We start from the raw sequence: 20,434 nt of genomic DNA on the forward strand, positions 1-20,434 counted from the left end.
GCCACAAGCGGCCCCGTTTCACCACGCCACGAGAGGACCGGCCCCCGCGTAGAGCGGCCCGGTCACAGGAGGACGGCATGGGCGAAAAGTCAGAACTCGACGTGTTTGCAGAGGCGTTTGGGCAGGGCGGTCAGGCTTTCGGCGCTCCCGAAGTCCCCGACGGCGGCGGTTTTCCCGCGCAGGGGAGCGCACCACAGGACGGGCCATCCTCCTCAGTGGATGATCCCGGTGCAGAGGCGCAGGGTACCCCGGCGGAGGACGCCCCCGGCACTGACCAGAAGCAGGGCGGGCAGGACAACCCCGCAGGCGGCGGCGATTCCGCCTCGAAGGCCCCAGATGAAGCGAGCGCCGTAGCGCCGGACCAGTCTCAAGCCAAAGGCGCCGACGCCCCCGGCACAAAGGACGACGCCCCCGGCGCGCAAGCCGAGAGGCAGGGCGCGCCGGAATCAGGCACGGATTCTGGCGGCGACACTGGCTCGGAAGCTCCCGCAGAAGACTCCGCAAATGACGCCACCGCCCCGGAACCGGACTGGAAGCAGAAATACTCCTCGTACCGCAGCTCCATGGAACGCCGCTTGGAACTTGCCCGCTCCGAAAGCGAGCGGCTCCGTCAGGAGCTGGAGGCGCTGAAAAAGGGCGGCGGTAGCGCGAGGCAGGGCGAATCGTCTGCTGATGTGACGCCGCTCGCCCTCACTGACGACGAGAAAAAGGACGTGGAGGACTTCTGCGCTTGGGCGCGGCGCACCGGACGCGAGGGCTGGGCGGATCTCATCATGGAAAACTCCCCGGACGGCGCGTTCCTGCGCGACTTGGCGCGGGACTATGATCCGCCGGTGGTGGGCTCCAGCGCGGCAAGCATCCTGCTGCAGCGCACGGTGCAGACCAGCGAGGCCACGGCCCAAAAGCGCCGGGAAGAGGAGCGCCATCTGCACCACGCCCAGCGCATTGTGGACCGGGCCGGACTGACCTTTGCCGAGGTGAAGACCGACCCTGTGCGCGGGGTGACCCTGATGCCTATTGCCGGGCACGAGGACGAGTTCGACGGGTTCTTTGGCGGGGTGCAGACGTGGCTGGACGGCCTGCCCTACCGGGAGGCCGGAGCGCGGATGACCGCCCTTGAACGCGGCAGCGCCGAAGAGGTGTGCGCCGTCCTGAACGAATACAGGCAGACGGTGGCTCAAGCGGAATCCCCGCCTACGCCGCCGCATCACAGACACAAGGATCCAGCGGCCGACGAGGCGGCAGAGGTAGCCACGCCCGCGCCACGGCGTAGTGGCGGAGGCGGCCTTTCCCCCGGCTCCCGGCCGCAGGCCCGAAAGGACTCCGTGGCAACGTTCAAGGAGGCCTTTGGGTAAGGCTCACGCGGAGGAACTATGGCGACCGGACTCACTGCACTTGGCGACATTGGCTACAACACCGGCATTCATGTGTCGGCGAATATGATCAAGAACGGCCTTCCCTATGTGTGCTTCGAGCCCTTCGGGCAGGCCGAGAAAATGCCCAAAAACAAGGGCGCAACCATCCGCTGGATCGGCTGGGACCCGCTGGACCCAACGCCCACGCCGCTGGCGGAGGGCGTGACCCCTCTGGCGCAGAAAATGAGCAAGCGCAGCGTCAGCGCGGACCTTGTCCAGCTTGGCTCGGTGGTGGAAATCACCGACGTCATCGAGGACACCCACGAGGATCCTGTGCTCAAAATCGCCTGCCGCGAGCTTGGCGTGCAGTACGTGGAAATGGTGGAGCGCTTCCGCTTTGGCGAGCTGAAGGCCGGCACCAACGTCCACCGCGCCGGCGATGTGGCCTCGCGTGATCTCATTACGGAGAAGGTGAGCGTGGACCTGATGCGCCGCGTGCGCCGGACCATGCGGCGCAACCGCGCCAAGCCCGTGACCGAAATCGTGGACTCCACCCCGAACTTCAACACCGTGAACATCCACCGCTGCTACCCGGTGCTGGCGCATCCCGATCTGGAAACGGACATCGAGGCGCTGCCGGGCTTCAAGCACGTGGAGGACTACGGGCAGGCCTCGCCGTGGCCCAACGAGATTGGCGCGTGGAGCATCTTCCGCTTCCTGCTCACGGACATTTTGGAGCCGTGGACGGATGCGGGCGGCGCTGTGGATGGCTCGCAAATGTCCACCACGGGCACCCATTGCGACGTCTACCCCATGTTCATCTGCGCGGAGAACGCCTACGGCATCGTGTCCCTTGCCGGGCATCTGACCAAGAACTCCAACGGCAAGATGGAGCCGGTGCTGCCGGCCATCCCCTTCGTGCACAACCCGTCCAAGTCCACCAAAAGCGACATGCTGGGCCAAAAGGGCGGAGCTGGCTTCAAGACCTGGGCGGCCGCCAAGATTCTGCAGGACCTGTGGTTCGTGCGGGCGGAAGTGGCTGTCTCCAAGTAAGCATGCTGGCGGCCCGGACGTCCGGGCCGCCAAGACCCAAGCGAGGTACCTATGGGCAAGAAGCGATCTGGCGGTGAGGCCCCGCAGGATGCGGCAGTGGAAGAGCAGGCCGTGGCGGCGTTGGCAGAGGAAGAGAACGTTCCCGCACAGGACGCTCAACCGGGCGACGCCGACGCCACGCTGGAAAGCGCCGAAGCACTTTTGGCCGAGTCCGAGGCGCAGGCCCAGAAAATCATCGCCGCAGCGCAGGCACAGGCACACGCGATCATCGAGGATGCCAAAGGGAGCGCGGCGGAGATTGAGGCCGAAGCCGAGGAGCGCGCCCTCGCGCCCCTTTCCGCGCCCCGGCCCTCTGCGCCAGCCGCCCCGGAGCGGACCATCCCCATCATCATTGCCGAGGACGCGGGCGAGGACGGCAAGCGCGATGTGACCGTCACCGTCAACGGTAAAAACTGGGTCATCCGGCGTAAGCATCAGGTCAGCGTGCCGGAGCCCGTCTTCAATGTGCTGCGCGATGCGGTGCGCACCGTGTGGTGGACCGACGAGCACAACGTCACCCATTCGGCCGAAGAGCCGCGCTTCATCGTGAACCGCATGGACGGGGCCTGATCATGCTGGTGGCGGAGCGTATCCACCTTGCGCAGCAGCAGTACAACGACCTTGGCGGGACGGGCGTTCCTGTTCCGCTGTGGGGCCAGTACCTGAATGCGGCGCAGCGGCAGGTGGCCCTGCAGCGCCCGGATGCCAGCTCCGCCATCACCGTGGTGCGGCTGGCGCCGGGCGTTTTGCAGGAGATTCCAGACGACGGCGTGCGCCTGCTCGACGTGCTGCGCAACATGGGCGCGGACGGCGCCACGCCGGGGACCAGCATCCAACTGGTGGACAAGGCCGCGCTGGACGCCGCCAACCTCGCTTGGCCCGCAGGACCGGGCGCCACCGCCATCGACAACTGGGCCTTTAGCGACCTGTACCCGCGCAGCTTTTGGGTGTCCCCGCCCGTGTCCGCCGTGACGGATGTGTACGTGGAAATCGGCTACGCGGTGTCGCCTGCTGACGTCCCCCGGATTCTGGGCTGGGCCGAGGGCGTGACCTACGCCGCCGGCGAGCTGGCCTTTTACCGTGAGTGGGCTGGCGCTGAAGGCGTTATCTTCCGCAGTTTGGCGGTGGACAATGTGGGTAACGCGCCCGCGCAGTCCCCGGCGTGGTGGGTTGAGGAGCCGTTGGCCCTGAGCCTGCCGGACATCTACGCCGGGCCGGTGGTGGAATGGATGCTGCGTATGGCCTTCCTGCGCGAGGACGAAGGCGCATCCACGGTGCGCGCGGCCGCGTTTGAAAAGAGTTTTTACCAGAGCCTTGGCATCAAGACGCAAACGGACATCATCATCTCCCCCAACAACCCCGGCAAGGAGTAAGGCATGGCGCGCGTTTCGTGGGATGAGTTCTTTAACCGCCTGTATCCGGTGTGCCCCAAGCTCCCGGCCCAGCAGGCCCGAAACGCCCTGCGCGATGCGGCCGCGACCTTCTGCGAGGAAACATGGATATGGCAGGCCGATGCCGACCGCGTGCGCGTGCTTCCGGGGTTGATGGAATACGATATTGCCGCGCCAGAGGGCGGCAGCCTTGTGGCGGGCATTGTGAGCGTGGCCGTGGGGGAGACGCGCCTTGAAGCGGGGCAGGGCTTTACCTTTGCCCCGCCGGTGCTGTCGCTGTTGTGGCCGCCGGAGTGCCGCGCGTGGCTGACCTGCCGGGTGGCGCTTAAGCCGTCGGAGACGTCCAGCGGCATCCCGCGCGCCGTGCATGAGGCGTGGGCCGGGGGCATTGCCGCTGGCGCGCTGGCCTCGCTGCTGGTGATGCCGGGGCAGGCGTGGACCAATCCGGGCCTTGCGCAGTTCTACGGCGCGCAATTTCGCGAGAGCATGGGCCGCGCCAAGCGCCGCCTGCGCAAGTCCTTCACCCGCAAGCCGCTGATGGTGCACCCCCAGCGTTTTGAATAGGAGGAGCCATGCCCGTACCCACCGTTGCCGTGACCGTAACCGTCAGCGACGCCGTGGGCGCCCCTGTTGTGGGGGCGCTGGTGACGGCGCGCCTTACCGCCGCCGAGGTGTATCAGGGCGTGGTGGTCCCGGCGGATGTGGAGGTTTTCACGGACGCCCTCGGCGTCGCCGTGGTGCGCGTCTTCCCCAACGAGCTGGGGCGGCGGGGCACGGAATGGGCGTTTGTGGTGCACCAAACCGGCGACATGGTCCGCCCGGTGAAGGTGACCTGCGGCGTGCCGAACCGTGATTGCCGCCTTGAGGATATCGCGGATATTGGCCCCTATGAGGCCATTGGCGCGGGGCAGGTGGTGACGGACGCCGTCCTTGCCGCGCGCGATGAAACCAGCGCCGCCCGCGACGCCGCATGCAGCGCGCAAAGCGCCGCCGAAACCGCGCGGACCGGGGCGGAATCCGCCAGAGACGCGGCGCAGGTCGCCGAGGACGGAGCCGCCCTGTCCGCCGGGGAAGCCCTTGGGGCGCGGGATACCGCTGTGGCCGCGAGCGACGTGGCTGTTACGGCGCGAAACGAGGCGCAGGCGGCGCGGGACGCATCGGTTGATGCCCAAAGCCTTGCCGAAGCCGCCAGAGACGGGGCGCAAAGCGCGCAGGGCGCGGCGGAAACGGCGCGGGATGTGGCTGTCACGGCCAAGGATGAAGCCCTTGCCGCGCGTGATGCGGCGCAGTCCTCAGCGAACGCCGCGTCAACGTCTGCATCAAGCGCCCAAACCTCTGCGCAGAGCGCAGGCCTGTCCGAAAGTAACGCGGCTGTCTCCGCCGTCGACGCCGCCCAAAGCGCCACGGACGCCGCCACCGCCCGCACTGGAGCCGAAGCCGCGCGCGACGAGGCGCAGGCCGCGGCCTTGAGCACCACGGCGCGCCCACGGAACCTGCTGCCCAACTCGGGCTTTGGCGTGTGGAGCAACGCCACGGCCAAGACCTTTGGCGGGGCGCTCAGCATGGCCGACGGCATATCGGGCGGCGTGTGCACCACGGCCAACACCCGCGACATCACCGTGGGCGACCTTGTCCACTTCGTCACCGGGGACTACGCGGGCCGCGCCTTTGAGGTGGTGGCCGTGACGCCGAATGTGAGCTTCACGCTGGATAGGCCCATCACCTGCGACTTTTGCACCGCCTACGAAATGGTCCCCCACTGCGCGGAGACGAACTCCAAGGGCCCGGACGGCTGGGCCAAGAGTAATTCCCTTGCGGTGGAGCGCACGCGCAAGGATGTCACCGGCAACGCCATGTACGGCGTCATCATGCACTCCTCGCAGACCGGGGACGTCCTGAACGCCGACGTCCCGCCCCAGCACTGCCGGGGCCGCACCGTTACCCTTGGTGCGTGGGTGAAGACCAGCGCCGCCGGGCACGCCTGTCTGCGGATTTTAGACTCTAGCGGCAGCACCATGAGCGCCCAGCATTCCGGCTCGGGAAGCTGGGAGTGGCTGGAGGTGACGCGCCCCATCCCGCAAGGCGCCACGCGGGTGTGCGTGGGCTTTGTGTTGGCGCAGGCGTCCGGGGACGTAAGCGCGTGCTGTCCCATGCTGGGCCTTGCCGATTCCCTTGGCGCTGGCGCGTATGAGCCCGTCCCCGGCGAGGTGCTGTGGCTGGAAACGCCCGTGCCTTTTGCCTCGCTCTACGGCGGCACCTTCAGCTCCGATGGCTGGAATCACACCAGCGTGCAGGCCGAGGCAGGTGGTCGGCTCCCGGCCAGCGCCAAGGCTGTGTTCATGTACGTGAACTGCCGGGACTCGGGCAGTGCCGGCACCGGCAACTTTTCCTTTCTGCTGCGCGGGGCCAACACCTGCGCGGATTTCGCCTGCATGGTGGCCGGACGCACCAACGACGCGCCCCAGCTCCTGTCCGGCTGGGCATCCTGCGACCTTTCCGGGGGCATCCAGTACGACATCAACGCGTCCGGCTCCAATACCTTCGACGTCAGCGCCCTGAACTTTTTGGGCGTGCAGTTGCGATAGGAGGCCGAAATGATTGAAGTGCTCAGCATCAGAGAGCGCCCGGACGGAGACCGGCTCCATGTGGAGTTTGCGCTGGACGGGCGCGCATGGCGGTGCGGCGATGTGCCGGCGGCGCTTGCGGGCGACACGGCGGGCATTATGGCGCATCTGGAGGCGCGCACCGAGGCGTTCACCGTGGACCGGCACCGGAGCGAGTATCCGCGCGCCGAGGTCATAGCCGCCGCCGGGGAGAGCGAGGTGGAGGCGTGGGCGCGCGTTATCGCCAGCGGACAGGACGACGCCGGAACGCCCCTCACTCAGTGCGTGGGAGTGCTGTAATGCTGTTTCGCACGCGCCTCTTCCGGGGCGAAATCCCCAGCGCCGCGCCGGAGCTGCTGCCGCCGGAGCACGCCGCACTAGCTCAAAACTGCGACCTTGCGCGCGGCACTCTTGCGCCACTGGCGGGCCTTGGGGCGGCAACGCCTTTGCCCCATACCGGCGACGTGCGGCGTATCTTCCTGCTGGAGGGCGACTGGTTGGCGTGGACGGCGCCTGTCTCGGTGGTGCGCGCCTTTGCCGAGGATACCGCCGGGCGCATCTTCATCTTTGGAGACGGGCCGCCCCAGCTTACCGACCATAGCCTTGCCACCTCTGGAGCTGGGGCCGCGCCCCCGCACGAGACCTTACGCCTAGGCATTCCCGCCCCGCAGACCGCGCCGGTTCTGGAGCTGGTGGGCGAGGCCGGGGATGAGGTGGCGCGTTCGTCGTCCTATGTCTACACCCTGTGCGCGCCGTGGGCCGAGGGCGGAGCAGCGCTTCGCGAGTCCGCGCCCTCGCCGCCAACGCCGGTGGTGGACGTCTCTGACGGGCAGAGCGTGCGCGTCAGTGGCTTTGCGCTGCCGGTCCTCGCGGGCCTGACGGTGTCGCACATTCGCGTCTACCGCACCGTGGCCGGGACGAGCGGGGCGGCGTATCTGTTTGTGGCCGAAATCCCCGCCACGCAGGGCGCGTATGTAGACGCGCAGGCCGAGGCCGACCTGCCCGGGGACGCGCTGGAAACCGAAGGTTGGGACGCGCCGCCAGATGCGCTGACAGGGTGCATCGCCACGGATAATGGCGTGCTGGTGGGGCACGCCGGGAATACGCTGTATGTCTCGCCAGCGCGCGTGCCGTATGCCTTTCCGCGCGGCGAAAACGACGGAAGCGTGGACTACCGGCGGTTTTGCGAGTCCGAGGTGATGGGCCTTGGGCATATGGGCGGCATTGTGGTGGCGGCCACGCGCACGCGCCCCTATCTGCTGGAGGGCGCGGACCCGGCCAGCATGACCCTGCGCCCGCTGCCGTTTATGCAGGGCTGCGTAAGCGGGGCGAGCCTTGTGAATATTCCGGGCGGCGTGGCCTACGCTAGCGCAGAAGGCCTGTTCGTGCTGCGCGGCGTCAGCGGGGAGTGCGTGACGCGCGGGCTGTTCACGCGGGAGCAGTGGCAGGAGCTTGCGCCGCAGGACTGGTGCGCGGTGCTCTATGGCGGCGCGTACCTCGCCTTTGTGCGCGGCACGGGCGCGGGGTACCGCATCGCCTTTGACGGCAGCGAATGCCAGCGCTTTGCCCTGCCGGGCGCGGTGTGGGCAGCGCATGTGGATCCGCAGACCGACACGCTCCATTTGCTCACCGAGTCCGCCGGTGCCTCTGCCGCGCAGACCTTCAAGCAGGGCGCGCCGCTCACCTACGCATGGCAGAGCCGGGACATTGTGACGGGCATTGCCGTCACCCCGCGCGCGGCGCAGGTACGCGGCGAGTTTGCCGCCGGGCGGAGCGTGACCTTCATCCTCGTCCAAGACGGGACGGACATCTTCGCGCATGAGGTCACGGATGACGCGGTGTTCCGCCTGCCGGGCGGCGCGCGGGCGCGGCGCTACGCCATTCGTCTGGAAGGGACGGCCCTAGTGCGCGAGCTGCGCCTTGGTCTGAGCGTGTCGGAGGTGTGCCGTGGCGGGTAAACCGAGGACGCTACTCCCCCAGCTTCCGGCTGTTCCGGTGGGGCTTGCCCCGGAGCAGGCCGCGTTTTTCACCCGCGTTCGCGAGGTGCTGGAGGTGCTCCTTGGGCGGCGCTCTGGCGCTGCCTTTGACCGCGCGCTTCTCGTGCGCGACCTTGACACCATCGGCGTGCCGCCGGCGCGTTTTGCCCGCTCCACCCGCGCCATGTTCAACTTTTCCACCCTGCAAACCGACGAGCGCGCGCCCAATCCGCCAACGAACCTTGTTGTGCAGCGTCAGATGGCGTCGGCGCATCTGTCGTGGACCCTGCCGGACGACGAGCGCCTGTGGCATGTGGAGGTCTGGCGCTCGCTGACGCCGGACCGCCGGGACGCCCAGCGTGTGGGCGTGGTCACCAAGCCGGTGGACACGTTTCGCGATACCGCCGTCTCCACTATGGCCGACGCCTACTACTGGGTGCGCTCCAAGTCCTATATGGAGCGCTATTCCGTGTGGACGCCGCCGGACGTGCAGGGCGGGGCCGTGGCGCCGGCGGTGTTCCCGGCCACCATCAACGAGGCCCTGACCAAACTCTTTGACGACACCCGCTACGGCGCGGTGCACACCATTATCGCGGACAGCTTCAAGGTGGCGCTGCCGCAGGAGGGGCTTGCGCCAAAGCCGGTCTTTGCCGTGGGCAGCATTGCCGGGCAGCCCGCTGTGGGTCTGGCGGCGAACATGGTCTGCGACGGTACCATCATTGCCCAAATGGTGGAGGCCGGCACCCTCACGGGCCGCGAAATCAGTGCGCGGGCGGCGCTGCGGCTTGCCGAAGGCGGCGTGCTCTACGCCGGAGCCGGAAACGTGCTGCTGGATACCGGCAACGTTGGCGCCAACCACGCGCGCCTGCTCATTGGCCCGGATGGCGCGGTGAATGAGGACGGCAGCGTGAATCAGGGCTTTGACTTTGCCCAGCTGGAGGACGGGGACCTGCGCTTCTACCGCTGGCTGGACGGCGCCCACCGCCTCGCCAAGAACGTGAAGAACTGGAACCACCTTGTGGCCGTGCCCAACAACCAGTGGGCGGACCTTGGCTACTTCCGCACGCAGCCAAGCGTGCTCGTCTCCCCCGCTAATTTGCAGTGCTATAGCGGCGAGCACAGCGGGCAGAATCAATTCTTCCACCTTGGGGCGCAGGTGCGCAAAAAGTTCGGCCTCACCGACTTTTGGGAGGTGCTGCCCGTGGCCCAACTGACGTTGGACCCGGCGGGCGGCAGTCAGGTGGTGGGGCTGGCCGGCTCGTCATCCTCGGACAACACGACCTTCGCCACGGGCACCGTGCATACTCCCGCCAACTGTGACGGCGTCACCGTCCGCGTGCGCCTCAAGTCCGTCACCCCAACGGGCACCAGCAACACGTTCTACGCCAAGCGTATAAAGTGGCGCGTGGTGGTGGACGGCGCGGCGCAACCGTGGCGCAGCGTCACCATTGGCCCCACGCTGGACTCTGTGGCCGACGCGTTTTCCCTCTCGCTCAGCGCTGGCACGCATGCGCTGGCGGTGCAGGCCATGGGCGAGCTGGCGGGCGGCACCTTCACCGTGTCCGCGCCGGAAAAGGAGTGGACCACGCGCACGGCGCAGGTCAGCCCCGGTACGGCGCTCAGCCTGAACGGTTCATCCTCAAGCGGCCCCGTGTCCACCAGCGCGGGCGTGGCGATGCCTGCGGTGAGTACGTCCGGCTGGAACGTCCATTCCGTGGACTACACGTGGAATTTTTCCGGGCAGGTGGATGTGACGCAGGCCATGGTGGACGGCGACGGCGCCAGCGTCATCGCGGAGGTGCGCCTTTCCGGCGTGGGGCAGTGGTACACCACGTTTGGTGGCGGCTCCACGTCCGTCAGCCGCAGTGAAAACGACGGTGCAGGCTCGGTGCTGTCGTCCTCGTCCTTTGAGCTGGCTTTCACCTCGCTCACCAATTGCGCGGCGTCGGCGTCGCTGACGCTGACCAGCGTCACCGTTTCCGCCACGCTGTGGCGCTACGCCACAAATCCGTCCGGGATCACCAACGAAATCCAGTTCGACGCGTTTGACTTTCACCTTGCCAGCGCCACGGTCCTCGCCAGTGGGGACGTGAACATCATCGCCATAGGGGAATAGCCATGCCAACGCAGGAATATGCCCGCTGGGCGGACGTTTTGCAGAATGAGCCGGAGGCCGTGCGCCTTGTGGAGGACATGGGGCTGCTCAGCCAAATCTGGGACGACCTTGTGGACGGCGACCGCGTAGTGCCGCCGCAGGCCGTGAGCAAGGCCTTTTGGCTGGCGCTGGTGGGCATCCCGGAGAACCACTTTTTCCGGCGTCACCGGGCTATGCTCCAGCCGCTCATGCGCTGCTACATCACCTGCTGGCTGGATGCCAACGAGCTGGAACGCGGCACGGACCACGACCGCACCGTGGCCTTTGTCCTGCGCGATGTGCTGGGGGACGTCATTATCCAGTGCGCGGGGCTTATCGGCGGGTATGACTACATGCGCAGCGTTGGCCCGCAGGTGCGGCGCATGGTGCACGATGAAACCCTTGGCGAATATTTGGAGGGCCTGACATGAGCGTTGGCAATAGCGGATACGAGAGCACAACCACCATCAACGCGGTGGATCCCGAGGCCGCGCGCAAGCTGGCGACCCTGAGCGAGGAGCAACTTGCGCTCTACAAGGAGCACTTTTTGCCCTACGAGCGTGAGCTCGCCAAGGCGAATCTGGCCGTGCTGCCAGAGCGGCAGGGCCTGACCACGGAGGAGCTGGCGACCCAGCGCGAGCTGCTGCCTCTGCGTCGCCGCGTGGCGCAGGCGGGCCTTGAGGAAACGCTTTTTGATCTGGAGCTCGGCCGCCCGGTGAAGGAGGCGCTGGTTTCGGAGCAGTTGGCGGAGATGGAGCGGGCGCGCTCCGTCGCGGACGCCTTCTACGCGCAGGCCGCCAAAGGGCCGGATACCCTTGGCGCCATGGGCCGGGCCAGCGCGGACGTTGCCGCAGCGTACAAGGGCGCGGAAGGCGCGGCGCGCCGGGCCGCAGGGCGCAGCGGGGCCAGCTCTGGCTCCATTATGTCCACCATTGCGCGGGACCGGGCGCGGACAACTGCCGGGGCGCGCACCGCCGCGCGCGTTGGTGAGGACGACAAAGCGTGGTCCAAACTGGCCACCGCCATGAGCATGCGTGGTCGCGCGTCCGGCCTGCCGGGCGTTGCCAGCACCAGCACCGGCGCGGGCGGGGCCATGCCGTATCAGACCGGCGGCCTGCCGGGCCTGCCCGTGGGCAACCCAGCAGACCGGGCCCTTGCTGCGCTGAACGCTGGCACCCGCACGCAGTCGCAGTCGTCCTCGCAAAGCGGCGGCGCCGGGATTGGCGGGTTCCTTGGCAATGTGGGCGGGCAGGCCGCTGGCATCGGGTTGATGAGTCTTTTGCTGTAAGGGGGTGAGCCATGGGATTTTGGGACAGCGCAAGCGAGGGGCTGGAACGGGGCGTGAATCTTGGCGCACGCTTGCCGCAGCTGCGCGCGGACAACGCGGCGCGGGAGTTTCAGATGGAGGAACTCCTCTCCCAGCGCGAACTGCGCGAGGAAGCACAGCGGCAGGGCGAATTTGCCAAGGCGCTCATCCTTTCCGGCGGCGACCCGGCCGTGGTGGCGAAGCTGGGGACCGACCTCTTCCCCAACGACCTCGGCTACGACTACACCGAGGATCCGCAGACCGGCGCCATTACCTTTAAAGGCTACCGCATGGTGGATCAGGGCCGCACCAAGGAATACGACCCGGCGTCGGAGTTTAGCTTTTCCGGCCGGGAGGACCTGATGCAGCGCGTGGTGCCGGCGGCCACGGATCCCAAAACGTGGCTGACCACGGTGCTTGCAGGGAAGATGAAAAAGAGCGCCCCGCAGGTGGTCAACGTCCCCGGACGGGGGCAGGGCGTTGTGGTGCCTGACGAGGGCGCACCCGGAGGCCTGCGCGTGCAGATTCTGGCCGGGAGCGAGCCGCGCGAGGAGATTGGCCGCGACGCGCGGGGGCTACCGGTCTATAGCGATAGTTTGGACGGCTACTCCGGCCCGGTCTATGACTCGGCGCTGACCCGTCAGCAGCCCAAAGCGCCCAAAGTGCTCCGCGCCAGCGACGGCAGCCTTGGCACGGTTGAAGGCGGCGTGTTCTCCCTCATCAAGGGCCAGCCCGCGCCCAAGCAGGACGACGCGCCAAAGATTTTGAAGGCTGGTGACGGCACCCTTGGCGTGGCCGATGGCGGGCGCTTTCAGCCGCTCTCGGGCCAGCCGCAGGCCGCGCCCAAAGTGAGCGATTTGCGCGGGGCCATGGCCATGCACCTTGAGGGCTACGGCGAGCGCGGGCAGCCGCTGATGGTGCCCGACGGGCAGGGCGGCTACACCTTCAATACGCAGGGCGTGGAGGATGCGCTGGCGGATATGGCGGCGAGGGCCAAGGGCGGCAGCGCCGGTGCCATGCGCGACCTTATCGCCGTGAACCAGCTGCAGGCCAAGGCGCGGCAAGCCACGGGCGTGCAGGTGGGCGACGACATGCGCCGCCGCGTGCTGGACGGCGTGCGCGCCGAAGTGGAGCGCGTGCGGCAGGCCACCGGCCCCAACTGGGGCGCGGCCCGTCGCGAGCTGGAAATAGACCTGCTGGCCGAGGGCGTCCTGTCCTACGATGAAATCAAGCGCATCCTGTACCCCGGTGAAGGCGGCTTGCCGGGCGGGCTTGTGGCGGCGCAGGAGGGCGGGCGATGAGGGGAAAAGCGTATCGAGACCAGCCGCAGAAGCCCGCTGACGCCAGATTCTCCCCGGTGGTGGATGCCATTACGCCGCAGTTCCAGCGCTACATCGACAAATACGCGCCCAAAGAGCCGCCACCGCCGGAGCCGGGCGACACCTTCCTTGGCACGCTTGGGGAGCTGCTTGGCGTGGGCAGAGGGCCCAGCATCACGGGCGACGCTGTGCGCGGCATGACGCCGGAGGATCCGCGCATCGTGGCCCAGCGCAATGCCCCGGACTTTTCCGGGCGCGCCGTGGGTGTTCCCGGCAATCCGCCAACACCCCCGGTGGACGACCTGCCCGGCTCCGTCATGTCCGGCATGAGCGGCACGAAGCCCACAGGGCCGGGACTGACGGACGAGGAAGCCCGGCGTGTGGATGAGATGCTGGTGCCCATCCCGGACGCCATCCTTACCCGCCCACAGCCCGGCGAGCGGCGGCAAAGGGAACCGGAGACGGATTTTCTGGGTGGGCTGTCGGTGTTTGGCCGCTCCTTTGCGCGCGTGCCGGAGGAGACGGCAGCCGCCATGGCTAGCGCGTGGCGCGGCGGGGATATTGACCACGAGGAGGGCGCGGTGGACGCCTTTATCCGCCGCGTGCGCCAGCGGGGCGACGACTACGCGCAGCGCTACGGCTCCGGCGCGGAGTTCCTGCCCGGCATCACCGTGCGCGATGTGGCGCAGTTCCCGCGAAACCTCGGCTTTTCCCTGACCAGCATGGGCGCGGGCCTTGGCGCTGGGGTGCCAGTTGCTTTGGCCCCGGTCCCCGGAGCGCGCCCCGGCGCGTGGCTGGCCGGGACGTCGGCGTCCGGCGCCGCAGCCTTTCGCATGGCCAAGGACGATATCGTCTCCCGCTACCGCGACGCCCTGCAGGAGCAGAAGGCCAGAAAGGCCAAGGCGGCCGGGAAAAAAGCGCAGCCGCTAACCCAAGAGGAATGGAACGCCGCCCGTGAGGAATTCGACGCCAAAGCCGTGGAATACGGCCTGTGGGAGGCGCTTCCCGAGGCCATTGGCAACGCTGTAGGGCTGAAGCTGCTCATCACGCCGCTGAAGCGAATGATTGGCAAAAGCCTTGCCGCGCGGGTGCTCGGTAAGGTCGGCGGTGTGTACGGCGAGGAGCTCCTTTCCGAAACCATCACCCAGAAGGGGCAAAACCCTATCGAGCAGGCCGTGGACCCGCGCGTGCCGGATATCTCGTGGCTGGAGGCGCTGCGCGAGGTAGCGCCCCAGACCGTTTTGTTGACCACGGTCCTTGGCGGTGGCACCTGGGCGGGCAAGGCCGTCTTTGACGCGACAGAGCGCAAACTTACCGGGCGCAAGGCTTCGCGCCTCGTGGAGGACGCCGCGCGCGAAGGGCGCCTTGGTGAGCTGCCGGATGAGGTCTTCGAGGCCATCCATAACAACATCCGCGAACTGGCGCGGCAGGATCCCAAGGACGCCCGGCTGGCTGACGCCGCGCGGGTTCTGGAACGTGAGGCCGCGCTGCGCACCCAGCGCGTTCGCTTGCGCCCGGAGCTTGACGATGCTGAGTATCCTCAGGGTTCTGGAGTGGATACGTCAGAAAAGGCTGGACAAAACACTGCGCACGCAATTATAGAAGAAGCCTCGGACGCGGCACCAGACGGCGCGCTCTCTCCTCCCCAGCTGGAGCCGCCGTCGTCCCACCATCCCAGCCCGTCCAATGAGGCACCTTCCTCATCCACGTCGGCCCCCGTCCCTCCACATGCGGGGGCTGACTTGGTGCCTTCTGCAACTCCCTACGAATCCATGAAATACAGCGCGCTCCAGAAGCTGGTGCGCGAACGCGCCCTCACGCCCACTACGCGCAAGAAGGCGGACCTCGTGAGCGCTTTGGTGGCCGATGACGCCAAGAACGCGGCGCCGAATACGCCGGGGAAAGCGGAGCTGGGCGGCGAGGTTTTGGCGCCGGAAGGGGCGGCGGAAGAGTCGTTGCAGCCTGACGCCGCGCCACCTGCGGAGTCGCTGTCTGCTGAGCCTGAACCTTCCCCCGCGCCTGTCTCCCAAGCCTCTCCTGCCGAAGACGAGAGCGCCGACGCCGATCTTGTTGGCCGCCGCGTGAGCATGGCCGAAGGGCACACCGGCACCGTTATCAGCGTGTCCGGGGACATTGCGCGCATCAAGTGGGACAAGGGCGTCGCCACCTACACCAACCCCGAAAGTTGGGGCGTGGAAGATGTGCGCGCTGCGCTGGAGAACGAGCCGTCAGAGTCTCCGATCCCGGAAGAGGTGGTGGAAGAACCGCCAGAACAGGACCCGCGTACCCTGCGCAGCCGCGAGCTGCAGGACATGTCCAAGGACGCGCGGGCCGAGGTGCTCCGCGCCCATGGCCTGAATCCCGGCGAATACGGCTTCTACGACGGCATCACGGCAATCCTCGAAAAGGAGTTTGGCTATGACGAACGCATCCAAGGATCTCAGCACACTGGACTGGACCACAATGACCGGGAAGGAGCTGGGCAAACTGCTGTTTCAGGAGAAGTCGCGGCAGGTCGACGCGGAGCAGGCGTCACCGTCCGCCACCCAGGCGGACAAGAGCGCGCCGTCTACGCCCTCGTCGAGCTCGAAGACGTAACCGCCTCGCATCTGCCGCAGAGTGGCTTTCAGCGCAACCCCGCCTATCCCTACGAAAACGAGCGCCCCTATCACCGCGACACAGGCGAGCAGGAGAAGGTGTTGGAGCGCGCCCAGCCGGACGTCTTTGACCCGGCCTTTGTGGTGAGCGAGGCCGTGGACGCCGTGCATGGCCCGCCGGTGGTGGACGCGCGCGGTGTTGTGCTGGGCGGTAATTCGCGGGCCATGATTCTGGAGCGCGTCTACGGCGACCATCCCGAAGCCGCCACCGCCTACCGTGACGCCCTCTCCGCGCGGGCCGATTTGGTGGGCCTGTCGGCTGAGGACGTCGCGGCCATGAAGCAGCCGGTGTTGGTGCGGATGCTCACGGACGACGTGGGCCCGCGCAAGGCGCCGCGCCTTATCAGCGCCTTTAACCGGGACTTCAAGCAGGCCGTGGACTCCCGCGCCGAGGGCGTCTCCGCCGCGCGGTTTATCTCCCCGCGCACGTGGCAGCACATCGGCAGCGCCATGCACGATGTCGACACCCTGCGCCAGTATTTCGATTCTCCGCATTCGCGGATTCTGGTGGACCAACTCATCGAGGACGGCGCGCTGGAAAAGACGCAGGCCGGGCGATTGCGCGCTCCGGACGGGCGGCTGAACGAAGAGGGCAAGGCCCACGTGGAGCGCGTTTTGCGCGGCGTGGTGGTGGATGATTACGAGTTGGTCCAGCGCCTGCCCGCCAGTATCGTGAAATATGTGGACCGCATTATCCCGTCTGCCGCGCGCATCATGGCCCTTGGCAGCGACTGGAACATCATCCCCCAGTTCCGGCAGGCCTTGGAGCTGTTCGTGGATTTCCGCGCCAGCACACACGATTCCCTGTCCGCCTTCCTAAACACCGGTAGCCTCATGGGCGAAGACAACCCCGCCAAGCAGGACCGCGTGGTACAGTCGCTGCTTTACGCCCTGCGCTACATGAAGCCCCGCGAGTTCGAGGCCGCGTGGAAGGGCTACGCGCACCATGCGGGCATGGCCCTTGGCGAGGTGCAGGCCTTGCCGGGGCTGGCGACGTCGCAGAGCGAGGCCTTTCGCGCCTTCGCAACGCCGAAGACCCCGAAAGACGTGATGCCGCCCGCCGCACCGGAGAAGGGGAAGGGCGCACCGCCAGAGCAGCGCGCCGCCCTGGGCCGGACCACCGCCCCACGCAGGCCCATTCCGTCAGGCATCGCGACGACTCCCGCGCTGGAGGATCCCGTGCGGCGGTCATCTATCATCACGGCCATGGCCAAAGGGCTTGGCATCCCCATTCGCGTCGGCGGGGTGCGCTGGCCGCGTGCGGGCGTCTACAAGATTCGCCCGCAGGTCGTGCGGCTCCTGCAGGCCAATGACGTGGAAGTGGCCGCTCATGAAATCGCGCACCACATTCAGGAATGGCAGCTCATGGAACTGCCCGCCGTGATGCCGACGGAAGTGCAGCTGCTTGCCTACGACGGCGCAACAGACCTCGACTGTGAGGGCTTTGCGGAGTTTGTGCGGCTGTGGATTACCAACGAGGCCGTGGCGCGCGAGGAAGCGCCGGGGTTCTGCGCGCTTTTCGAGACCAACCTCGCCAAGCAGCCGGACCTGCAAAACCTGCTCGCTCACGTGCGCCAGCAGTGGGAGGCATGGATGGCCCAGCCGGACGTCGCCAAGGTACTGTCCGTCATCGACCATCGCGGCGACCGGAAACGCCGGTGGTTCCCGACGTTCAATGACCTCTACACGCAGGTGGTGGACGAGTTGCACCCCTTCAAGGTGCTTTCGGACATGGCCGCCAAGCGGCGCGGCGCCAAGCTGGACCCGCGCAAGGATCCGTACCTGTTGGCGTGGGCGCTGCGGGGCTGGGTGGGCAAGGCTGAGCACTTTCTCAAATGGGGCACGTTCCGCATGGACGCGGACGGCTACACGGTCACAGGCCCGTCCCTGCGCGAAATTCTGCTCCCCATTGAACAAAGAGGCCTGCGGCGGTTTTTGGACGCCTACCTTGTCGCGCGCCGGGCCCGGGCGGATGCCCGCGTGCATTCGGGCTTTAAGAACATCATCCCGCAACCCGTCTGGGGCAGCGCAGAGGCGGAAATCCGCGAGGCGCACCCGGAAGTCGTCCAAGCGGCGGAGGAGCTGGAAGCGTACTGCAGTTCGCTTTTGGACCTGCTTGTGGACAGCGGGCGTATGTCTGCGGAGTCGGCGGCGTTTATCCGCAAGAAGAATCTGTTCTACACGCCCCTGCACCGCGTCATGGAGCGCGAAACGCCAGCATCGGCCGGGACGTCGCGCCGCCGCTTTGGCGGGCTGTTCTCGCCGGTGAAGCGGCTGAAGGGTAGCTCGCGCGATATCATCCCGCCCACGGAATCCATCCTCAAAAACACCTTCGCGTTTATGAACGTGGCCGAGCGCAACCGCGTAGGCCGGGCGCTTTTGGAGCTGACGCTGATTGAGGGCCTTGGGGCGAAGATTGAGGCAAAGCCCCTTCACACCTCGGTCAACCGCGTGGAAACGCGCGAGGCGCTGCGCCAGCTGCTGGATATGCTCAGCATGATGCGCGGCAAGCTGGGGGACTATTTTGACGTGGTGGGCGAGCTGGTGGAGGACGTGGACGCCATAGATGAGGTCATCAAAATCGTCACCGCGCAGGACTTCCTCGAAGAGTTTGGCATCGAGGGCGTCCAGAAGGTGCTGAAGAAGCGCGGCCTCACCTTTGATGATTTGGAGCCGCTGCAGAAGTTCTTCCAGACCTTCCGGCCGGACTTCCACCGCACCGGGCCGGGCGAGGTCATCTTCTACAGCAAGGGCAGGCCCTACCTCGTGGAGCTGGACGAGGATATGTACAAAGCCGTGCAGGGCCTCAATCCCGAGGCGCCGAGCATGCTGCTTCGGATTCTGGCGCTGCCGGCGTCCATCCTGCGCGCTGGGGCCACGCTGGCGCCGGAGTTTGCGCTGCGCAATCCGGGGCGCGATACCTTCGAGGCCTTCCTCAATTCCGAGGAACTCCACGTCCCGTACTATTCCATGATGAAGGGGCTGTTCCACGTGATGGGGCGAGATGATGCTTATAAGCGTTTTTACGCCAGTGGCGGTGCGCACGGGGCGTTGGTGTCGTTGGACAGGGACTATCTCTCCAAGAACCTTGATCACCTGCTGGCGGACAGAAAGAAGCAGGTCAAACACCTCATCACGCACCCCATCGAGCTGCTCAGGGCGTTCTCTGAAGCCACGGAAGAGGCCACGCGCGTGGCGGATTTTGACGCGCGCACCAAGCGGGACGCCAGCGGGCGAGGGCACCTTGAGGCCGGGATTGCCGCGCGGGATCTTACGATCGACTTCTCACGCGGTGGCGCCAAGACGCTGGCCATGAATATGCTGGTGGCGTTCTGGCGGGCCACGGTGGGCGGCACGGACCGCATGGTGCGGGCAATGCGGAAGAACCCGAAACGCTACGCATCGCGGGCGTTCATGGGCATTACGCTGCCGAGCATTCTGCTGTGGCTCACGCAAAAGGACGATCCCATTTATCAGGAGCTGAAGGCGTGGCGGCGGATCCTGTTCTGGAACGTTGTGGTCCGCCCAAACGGCGCTAAACCCTATGTTGTAAGCCTGCCCAAGCCCCACGCGCCGGGGATTTTGTTCGGAAGCTTTCCGGAAATGGTTCTGGACTGGATGGACAAGGAAGACCCGGAAGGCCTGACAGAGGCGGGTGGGGCGCTGATGGAGAGCCTGTGGCCGGGCATCATGCCAACGGGCCTGGCGCCTTTTGTGGAATGGTGGGCCGGGCGAAACTGGTTCTTTGACCGCCCGACCGTGCCGCGCGGGAAGGAGGCGTTGGAGCCGGTGCTGCAATACAGCACGCACACGCCCGAGACGCTCAAGCTGCTGGCGAGGGCCATGCACCGCATTCCGTGGCTGCAGGAAGCCGCGAATCCTGCCAAGATGGATAACCTGGTGCGTTCGCTCACGGGCGGGCTGGGGCGGCTTTCGCTCGAAGGGCTGGACGCGCTGCTGGAGACGGCAGGAGTGGTTGAAGCACCGCCAGCCCCCAAACACGGCTGGCAGGATCTCCCCGGCATCAGGGGAATGGCACGGCGCTTCCCCACGACCAGCACGCGCTCCATCGAAGTCTTCTACAAGCGCTACAACCAGCGAAAGCGCACGATCAACAGCATCAAACAACGCGCAGGGCTGCGGGGAACGGGTACACGCGTGGAACTTCCGCCGGACCTGCAGGCCATGGACAGAGCGGCCAGAGCCCTTGCGCTGCTCAGACGCATGGCTAGAGACATCCACGCCGACGAAAACGCCACCGCAGAAGGCAAGCGCGAGGCGCTGGACGCCGTTTATATCCAAATGATCAACGTGGCCCGCCAAGGCATCGGCAAGCCCCTAATCCAGGAGAGCAGCCATGGGACGCAGAATCAAACGCCCAACCCTCCCCCTCAACCTCGGCCCCGGAGTCCCCAAAGCAAAACGCCTTGAACTCTGGATGCGCGACCAAGGCCTCACCTTCAAAGACATCGCCGCCCAACTCGGCGTCCACCACACCTGGCCCGGAAAAGTCCTCGTAGCCAAAACAGAAAAGCTGACGCCGGAACGACGGCGTCAGCTTATTGATGTGGTGGGGGTGCCGGAGGAGTTGGTGTGAAGTG

General features: G+C 66.8%; 14 protein-coding genes. All 14 read left to right on the forward strand.

The annotated features are described in order from the left end of the window. Positions 1-77: 77 nt before the first annotated feature. Genes ACYQ2T_RS17220 through ACYQ2T_RS17285 form a run of 14 tightly spaced genes read left to right on the forward strand, consistent with a single transcriptional unit; the run spans position 78 to position 20,430 of the window. Positions 78-1,355, forward strand: a complete 1,278-nt coding sequence (locus tag ACYQ2T_RS17220) for an ICP22 family protein (RefSeq protein ID WP_459902085.1) — start codon at positions 78-80, stop codon at positions 1,353-1,355. An 18-nt stretch (positions 1,356-1,373) separates the two neighbouring features. Beyond that, on the forward strand, positions 1,374-2,408 hold the full coding sequence (locus tag ACYQ2T_RS17225) for a N4-gp56 family major capsid protein (RefSeq protein WP_459902086.1): 1,035 nt from the start codon (positions 1,374-1,376) through the stop codon (positions 2,406-2,408). Positions 2,409-2,459: 51 nt separating this feature from the next. After that, the gene (locus tag ACYQ2T_RS17230) at positions 2,460-3,017 is read left to right on the forward strand and encodes a hypothetical protein (protein ID WP_459902087.1); all 558 of its coding nucleotides are present in this window, start codon (positions 2,460-2,462) and stop codon (positions 3,015-3,017) included. A 2-nt stretch (positions 3,018-3,019) separates the two neighbouring features. Further along, the gene (locus tag ACYQ2T_RS17235; RefSeq protein WP_459902088.1) at positions 3,020-3,820 is read left to right on the forward strand and encodes a phage adaptor protein; all 801 of its coding nucleotides are present in this window, start codon (positions 3,020-3,022) and stop codon (positions 3,818-3,820) included. Between the two features lie 3 nt (positions 3,821-3,823). Next, positions 3,824-4,402, forward strand: coding sequence for a hypothetical protein (locus tag ACYQ2T_RS17240; protein ID WP_459902089.1), 579 nt, complete (start codon positions 3,824-3,826; stop codon positions 4,400-4,402). An 8-nt stretch (positions 4,403-4,410) separates the two neighbouring features. Continuing rightward, complete coding sequence (locus ACYQ2T_RS17245; RefSeq protein WP_459902090.1) at positions 4,411-6,423, forward strand: hypothetical protein; 2,013 nt, start codon at positions 4,411-4,413, stop codon at positions 6,421-6,423. 9 nt (positions 6,424-6,432) lie between these two features. Continuing rightward, positions 6,433-6,741, forward strand: a complete 309-nt coding sequence (locus ACYQ2T_RS17250) for a hypothetical protein (RefSeq protein ID WP_459902091.1) — start codon at positions 6,433-6,435, stop codon at positions 6,739-6,741. Further along, positions 6,741-8,399 carry a hypothetical protein gene (locus tag ACYQ2T_RS17255; RefSeq protein ID WP_459902092.1) on the forward strand — a complete coding sequence of 553 codons (1,659 nt, stop codon included), beginning with the start codon at positions 6,741-6,743 and terminating at the stop codon, positions 8,397-8,399. The genes ACYQ2T_RS17250 and ACYQ2T_RS17255 overlap by 1 nt, the downstream gene beginning before the upstream one ends. Continuing rightward, the gene (locus tag ACYQ2T_RS17260; protein ID WP_459902093.1) at positions 8,389-10,533 is read left to right on the forward strand and encodes a phage tail protein; all 2,145 of its coding nucleotides are present in this window, start codon (positions 8,389-8,391) and stop codon (positions 10,531-10,533) included. The genes ACYQ2T_RS17255 and ACYQ2T_RS17260 overlap by 11 nt, the downstream gene beginning before the upstream one ends. Positions 10,534-10,535: 2 nt before the next feature. Then, complete coding sequence (locus ACYQ2T_RS17265; RefSeq protein WP_459902094.1) at positions 10,536-10,982, forward strand: hypothetical protein; 447 nt, start codon at positions 10,536-10,538, stop codon at positions 10,980-10,982. Then, positions 10,979-11,839: a hypothetical protein gene (locus ACYQ2T_RS17270; RefSeq protein ID WP_459902095.1), complete on the forward strand. Its 861-nt coding sequence runs from the start codon at positions 10,979-10,981 to the stop codon at positions 11,837-11,839. The genes ACYQ2T_RS17265 and ACYQ2T_RS17270 overlap by 4 nt, the downstream gene beginning before the upstream one ends. An 11-nt stretch (positions 11,840-11,850) precedes the next feature. Beyond that, complete coding sequence (locus ACYQ2T_RS17275; RefSeq protein WP_459902096.1) at positions 11,851-13,158, forward strand: hypothetical protein; 1,308 nt, start codon at positions 11,851-11,853, stop codon at positions 13,156-13,158. Next, positions 13,155-20,264, forward strand: coding sequence for an LPD38 domain-containing protein (locus ACYQ2T_RS17280; RefSeq protein WP_459902097.1), 7,110 nt, complete (start codon positions 13,155-13,157; stop codon positions 20,262-20,264). The genes ACYQ2T_RS17275 and ACYQ2T_RS17280 overlap by 4 nt, the downstream gene beginning before the upstream one ends. Further along, a complete protein-coding gene (locus tag ACYQ2T_RS17285) occupies positions 20,191-20,430 on the forward strand; it encodes an XRE family transcriptional regulator (protein WP_459902098.1) in 240 nt (79 codons plus the stop codon). Before ACYQ2T_RS17280 ends, ACYQ2T_RS17285 begins: the two co-directional genes overlap by 74 nt. Positions 20,431-20,434 lie beyond the last annotated feature (4 nt).

Source organism: Desulfobaculum senezii, assembly GCF_054657395.1.